Annotated in this window: 1 protein-coding gene and 1 pseudogene; one reads left to right on the top strand and one right to left on the bottom strand. The window is 41.8% G+C overall.

Features of this window, described 5'->3' with window-relative positions:
• Nucleotides 1-61 precede the first annotated feature (61 nt).
• Nucleotides 62-562 (bottom strand): DinB family protein, encoded by a 501-nt coding sequence (locus L691_RS0125070; RefSeq protein ID WP_025692973.1) that lies wholly within the window; start codon nucleotides 560-562, stop codon nucleotides 62-64.
• A 393-nt stretch (nucleotides 563-955) separates the two neighbouring features.
• Here L691_RS0125070 and L691_RS32320 point away from each other — a divergent pair.
• A pseudogene (locus L691_RS32320) lies at nucleotides 956-1,069 on the top strand (MBL fold metallo-hydrolase); the annotation flags it as partial.

Below are 1,069 nucleotides of genomic sequence, written 5' to 3' on the forward strand. Positions count from 1 at the left end.
ACTTCAAGTGTTAGCTAAGTGGGGGAGTGTTCAATGGCTATGTTAAATCTTAATGTTGATTTCATACCGTATACAAATAAAAGATGTAATCAGTCGGAACACCACTATGACCGAGTTGACGCAACATAGCGGTCAGATTGCCACGATGGTATGTTCCATGGTTCACGACATGCTGTACTAAGCCTGACAATGGTGTGCTAACGGAACCGTATACAGGATGTGATAGAGAGATAACCTTCTCAAAGTCACACGTATTCAAGAAGTCCCTGTACTCATTTTCAGTTTCAATGAATCGCTTCTCCATGCCTCCTAAGTTCTCCATATTTGATTCGTTGATCAGTCGCATTAATAGTGCCCTCGCCTCGTCGAACGGACGTTCACGCATTACACTAAGCCACATCGTGTCTATTGCATAGATGTGCGACATCAATTGGCAAACAGATGGAAACACACTTGTTATGTCTTTATTCCATACATCTTCAGGCAATTTCCGCAAATGCTCAAACACGGTCTTATTAGCCCAAACATGATACTCGTACAACTGAATTATTTGATTTGGCATAAGAATCCCTCCATTTTGGTCTTGTCCTATTAGTTTAGCAGGAAAAAGCTGTTTGTCGAAGTAAAACGGTCAATCCAACGCTTCAATCGGTAGCGGTAAAAAGCAAACGTCGTAATAAGAAATTAAATCCGATATAACTTTCCGTATAGATCGTGGTGTTTTTGTTCTGATATATTCTTATCAGATGCTAAATGTTCAAGCCAAGAATTTGGAAAGTAGTTCTGCTCAGGATCAAATCAAACATCCCAGCATGGATAAGATTCACTGCGTCCATATTCAAGTATTTAGTGTTTGTTCGCTTAAATTTGCATCCGATTATGCAGGCAGCGCTTTCCTATTTTATAATACAGAAAGATTGTCTAATCTGGGTGAGGATAGAAGGGGGAGTAGAGAATGGACACATTGATGTTCTTGGGAACGGGCGACGCTATGGGCACGCCAAGAGTATACTGCGGCTGCCTTGTATGCGAAGAAGCGAGAACAAGCGGAACGAATGCGCGGCTGCGG

The sequence above is a fragment of the Paenibacillus zanthoxyli JH29 genome, assembly GCF_000520715.1.
GTDB lineage: Bacteria > Bacillota > Bacilli > Paenibacillales > Paenibacillaceae > Paenibacillus_AQ > Paenibacillus_AQ zanthoxyli.

Excerpts from the sequence above, each read along its gene's own strand:
- L691_RS0125070 (WP_025692973.1), bottom strand. The coding sequence starts at position 562 with ATGCCAAATCAAATAATTCAGTTGTACGAGTATCATGTTTGGGCTAAT.